Source organism: Kitasatospora sp. NPDC097691 (assembly GCF_040302665.1).
Classification (GTDB): domain Bacteria; phylum Actinomycetota; class Actinomycetes; order Streptomycetales; family Streptomycetaceae; genus Kitasatospora.
Genome location: NZ_JBEORY010000115.1, coordinates 1 through 4,431, shown reverse-complemented (window position 1 = coordinate 4,431; position 4,431 = coordinate 1). Strand labels below are relative to the sequence as shown.

The window sequence follows — 4,431 nt, the reverse complement described above, 5'->3', positions numbered from 1 at the left end:
CTTGGCGAGGGTGGTCAGGTCGGTGACGTGCAGCGGGACGCCCTGCTTGTCGGTGACGTTGGTGAACACCGCCGTGGCGGCCACCACCGAGGTGTCCGAGTTGCCCTTGGCCACGATCAGCTCGGGGCTCCTGGCGTCCGGGACGAAGGCGCCGACCAGGTCGCGGTCGCGCAGCTGCTGCTCGGCGGCGGCCCGGTCGTCGACGGTGCGGACGTCGAGCGCGTCCCCGGCCTTCTGCTGGATGGCCTGCGCCAGGCCGTGCGCCTGCTCCGTGGTGCCGACGACGGCGACCTTGAGGTGGTGCGGCTCGGGCTGGTGGAAGGCGCTCTGGTAGGCGAGCGCCATGCCGAGGCACATCAGCAGCGGGGTGATCAGATGGACGGCGAGGTGCTTGAGCGAGTGCCCCAGGGTGGGCGCCGCGGCGGGGTTCTGGGGTGTGCTCATGGCGTTCGTACCGTTCTCCGGTGGTGTCTCGTACGGGCAAGAGGGTGGCAAATGCAACCAAAGCAAAGCAAGTGGCAAATGCAACCATCTATGGATGTAGCTTACAACCATCCGACATCGAACGGAAGCCGGCCCCGAGGACCGGCTCCCGCCGCCCGCGATCAGCCCAGCTCGAACACGCCGTAGGAGAAACCGTCCGCCCTCAGCTCCCCGTCCGCCACCCGCACACCCTGCGCCTGCAGCGGCCGGACACCCCCCGGCGCCACACCCTGCGCCTGCAGCGGCCGGACACCCCCCGGCGCCACACCCTGCACCGGCCCCGGCACCACGTCCGACAGCCGTACGGTTCCCGGCTCCCGGCGCGGGTTGACCGCCACCAGGTACCGCCCGGCCCGGGTGTACACCAGCGGGTACCCGGCCTGCCGGACCTCCACCCCGCCGGCCGAGCCCAGCCCCGGGTGCGCCCGGCGCAGCGCGATCAGCCGCCGGACGGTGTGCAGCAGCGAGGTCGGGTCGGCGCGCTGGGACAGCACATCCGGGCGGTGCGGGTCCGGGTCCACCGGCAGGTACAGCCGCTCCGGCGGCGCGGCGGAGAAGCCCGCCGTGGGGCCGGGCGTCCACTGCATCGGGGTGCGCGAGCCGGCCCGGTTGAAGCGCGGCCCGAGCACGCTGCCCTCGGTGTCGGGCAGGCCCGGCAGGTAGCGCATGCCGATCTCGTCGCCGTAGTAGACGGCCGGGAGGGTGGGCCAGGTGAGCAGGAAGGCGAAGGCGGGCACGAGCTCCTCGGCGCTGCGGGGGCCGGCGGCCAGCCGCGAGAAGTCGTGGTTGGCGGTCGGCAGCACGATGTGCCCGTTGCCCTCGGTGAGTTCGGCGGCGGAGCGCCAGGCGTCCAGGAAGGGCTGCGGGGTGCCCCGGCCCTCGGCCTCGAAGTAGCAGGCCTCCTGCTGCCAGAACTCCTCGACCGTACCGCCGTTGTTGTTCCACAGGGAGCGCAGCGGCAGGCCGTGGTCCTCGCCGCCGAAGTGCAGGAAGAAGTCCGCGTGGAACCCGGCCGCGACGGCGGCGGCGGGCTCGCCCCACTCCGCGAGGAGCGCGGCCTGGGGGTGGGCGCGATCCAGCCAGTCCCGCAGCTCGGTCCAGAGTTTGGCGGTCTCGGCCTTGCCCGGATCGTCCTTGACCAGCGAGTACGCCATGTCCACCCGGAAGCCGGACACGCCGAGGCCGAGCCAGTGCGCCATGATGTCGCGCAGCGCCGCCCGGTTGGCCCGCGGCCCCTCGGCGTCCACCGGCTGACGCCAGGGCTCGGCAGAACTGCTGCGCGCGTAGCCGAAGTTGAGGGCGGGCTGGCAGTCGAAGAAGTTCGGCCGGTACCAGCCCGGGCGGCTGCCGGGCGAGGCCACGAAGCCGTCCACCGGCCGGTCGGACCAGATGTAGCGGTGATCGGACGCGTCCTCGGCGGCGGCCAGGAACCAGGGGTGGCGGTCGGAGGTGTGCCCGGCGACCAGGTCCAGCAGGATCCGGATGCCGCGGCGGCGGGCGGCCTCGACCAGCGCGGCCAGGTCCTCGGTGCTGCCGTAGCGCGGGGCCGGGGTGAGGTAGTCGGTGATGTCGTAGCCGGCGTCGCGGAACGGCGAGGCGAAGCAGGGGTTGAGCCACACGGTGTCGACCCCGAGCCAGGCGAGGTGGTCGAGGTGCTCCGCGATGCCCGCGAAGTCGCCGATGCCGTCGCCGTCGGAGTCGGCGAAGGTCTGCGGGTAGATCTGGTAGAGGACGGCGTCGGCGAGCCAGTCGGGGCCGGGGCGGGTCGAGGTCATGGGTGGGTTCCTCCTACCGGGTCCGGGGCCCGGGGTGCACCGGGCGGGGCTGAACCGGGCCGGACTCGGCCGGGGGCCGAACCGGGTGCCACCGATTCTCGTCCGTTCCCGGCCGTCCCGACAGCCCGCCTCGCCCCGCCACCGCCGTTTCCCGGCCCTACGCCTCCCCGCCTGCCTCCGCTTCGACTCGCCGCCCGCCTCCGCTACGCCTCGCCACCTGTCTCCGCCACGCGTACCGGCACTCCTCCGCTACGCCTCCCCGCGGGCGTCGCCGCACGCCTCCGTGAACGCCCGGGCCCGCCGGGTGATCTCCGCCCAGTCCCCCGCTGCGACCGCCTCCGGCGGCACCACGTCCGTCCCCGCGCACACCGCGAGCGCACCCTGCCCCAGGAACTCGGCGGCGTTGCCCGCGTTCACCCCGCCGGAGGCCACCAGCGGCACGCCCGGGTACGGTCCGCGCAGGTCCTTGAAGTAGCCGGGTCCGAACGCCCGGGCCGGGAAGATCTTGACGGCGGCGGCACCCAGGTCCACCGCCCGGGCCACCTCGGTCGGGGTGAGCGCCCCGAGCACCACCGGCACCCCGGCGCCCTTCGCCGCCTCCGCGACCTCGGGCCGGCAGCCGGGCGTGACCAGGAAGGAGGCGCCGACCGCGACCCCGCGCTCGGCCTGCTCGGCGGTCAGTACGGTGCCGACGCCGACCCGGTGTCCGGCCTCGGCAGCGTGTCGCAGATGGTTCGTCACATCCGGTGTGGTGTAGGTGAATTCGGTCCATCTGATGCCTCCGGCGGCGAGTGCGGCGCACAGCGCGGAGGCGTCCGGGATGCTCGGTGCGCGGACCACCGCGATCACCCGGTCGGCATGCAGGGCGGCAAGGGATGTCATGCGGCTCGGGTTCCTCGGTCGGTGCGGCGCAGGGCGAGCCCGGGGCGGGCGCCGGTGGTGCGACCCTGCCGGACGACGGCGGTGCCGTTGGCGTACACGTACTCGATGCCCTCGGCGGGCCGCCTGGGGTGCTCGAAGGTCGCGGTGTCCCGGACCCGTTCGGGGTCGAGGAGCACCAGGTCGGCGTGGTGGCCGGGGGCGATCCGGCCACGCCGGTGCAGGCCCAGCCGGGCGGCGGGCCGGCCGGTCATCCGGGCGACCGCCTCCTCCAGCGTCAGCACGCCCGACTCCCGGCTGTAGTGGCCGAGGTAGCGCGGGAAGGTGCCCCAGGCCCGCGGGTGCGGCCGGGCGCCGACCAGCAGTCCGTCGCTGCCGACGGTGTGCGCGCGGTGGCGCATGATCGCCCGGACGTTCTCCTCGTGCCCGACGTGCTGGAGGATCGTGGTGGCCAACTCGTCCCGGCGCAGCAGGTCGAGGAACACCTCGGTGCCGGTGCGCCGCTCCTCGGCGGCGATCTCGGCGACGGTCCGGCCGACGGCCGGGGCCAGCTCCGCCGACCGGACGCCGGAGATCTGGATCGTCGCCCAGTCGGTGACCACGCCGTGGCACCCGTCGCTGCCCTTCTCCTCCACCTCGTACCGGATCCGGGCGCACTGCGCCGGGTCGACCAGCCTGGCCAGCGTCGCCTCCGGTCCGCCCTCGGTGGCCCAACTCGGCAGCAGAGCGGCCAGGGTGGTGGAGCCGGGAAGGTACGGGTAACTGTCCAGGGTGAGGTCGACGCCGTCGGCGAGCGCCCGGTCGACCAGCTCCAACAGCTCTCCGGCCCGGCCCCGGTTGACGCCGAAGTTCATCGTGGCGTGGGTCAGGTGCAGCCCGCAGCCGCTCCGCCGGGAGATCTCCACCATCTCCGCGTAGCCCTCCAACGCCCCCTCGCCGTAGGAGCGTTGGTGCGGAGCGTGGAAGCCGCCGTAGGCCGCGACGATGGTGCACAGCTCGACCAGTTCGGCGGTGTCCGCGTACGACCCGGGGGTGTAGCTGAGGCCGCTGGACATGCCGACCGCGCCGTCCAGCAGGCTCTTCGCCAACACCTGTCGCATCCGGTCGAGTTCGGCCGGGGTGGGCGGGCGGTCGGCCCAGCCCATGACGAGGGTGCGCAGCGTGCCGTGCGGGACGAGGTAACAGGCGTTGACGGCGACGCCGGTCCGGTCGATCCGGTCCAGGTAGCCGGCGACGTCGTGCCAGTCCCAGTCGAAGTCGGCCGGATCGCCGTTCCAGCCTGCGAGTTGGCTGC

Annotated in this window: 3 protein-coding genes and 1 pseudogene; all 4 read right to left on the bottom strand. The window is 73.8% G+C overall.

Annotated elements, in window-relative coordinates; all coding sequences use genetic code 11:
• Positions 1-444 (bottom strand): annotated as a pseudogene (locus ABTY56_RS38405) (hypothetical protein); the annotation flags it as partial.
• Between the two features lie 161 nt (positions 445-605).
• Entirely contained in the window at positions 606-2,258 is a 1,653-nt protein-coding gene (locus ABTY56_RS38400) for an alpha-amylase family glycosyl hydrolase (RefSeq protein WP_350634338.1), read from the bottom strand.
• A 249-nt stretch (positions 2,259-2,507) separates the two neighbouring features.
• Positions 2,508-3,140, bottom strand: a complete 633-nt coding sequence (locus ABTY56_RS38395; RefSeq protein ID WP_350634337.1) for a bifunctional 4-hydroxy-2-oxoglutarate aldolase/2-dehydro-3-deoxy-phosphogluconate aldolase — start codon at positions 3,138-3,140, stop codon at positions 2,508-2,510.
• The coding region (locus tag ABTY56_RS38390; RefSeq protein WP_350634336.1) for an N-acyl-D-amino-acid deacylase family protein at positions 3,137-4,431 on the bottom strand (1,295 nt) is incomplete at its 5' end. The genes ABTY56_RS38390 and ABTY56_RS38395, both read right to left, overlap by 4 nt.

Coding starts and splice junctions, on each gene's coding strand:
- ABTY56_RS38400 (WP_350634338.1), bottom strand. CDS start 2,258: ATGACCTCGACCCGCCCCGGCCCCGACTGGCTCGCCGACGCCGTCCTC.
- ABTY56_RS38395 (WP_350634337.1), bottom strand. CDS start 3,140: ATGACATCCCTTGCCGCCCTGCATGCCGACCGGGTGATCGCGGTGGTC.